1 pseudogene is annotated in these 263 nt (G+C 31.2%); it reads left to right on the forward strand.

Annotated elements, in window-relative coordinates:
• Window positions 1–222: pseudogene (locus ACW9JY_RS10620) on the forward strand (hypothetical protein); the annotation flags it as partial.
• Window positions 223–263: the final 41 nt, after the last annotated feature.

Below are 263 nucleotides of genomic sequence, written 5' to 3' on the forward strand. Positions count from 1 at the left end.
GATAGTGAGAAAAACATGGAATTAGGTATGGAAGGGTTAAAAATACTTGTAGAAGAAATGCCTACAATTCCAACTTTTGGTAATCCTGACTTTCTAGCATTAGATGAGTATTACTGGACGAATTATCCCACTGCTGAAAATCCATATATGCTTCCCTATCATCATTTTCCAAACTTCAAATACGTACTCCCCTCGTATAATATGTATAGTTATGAAACTTAAAAAATGGTATTAAAAATCTGTCTTTTGATCTTTTTTATTAT

The sequence above is a fragment of the Petrotoga sp. DB-2 genome (assembly GCF_054051725.1).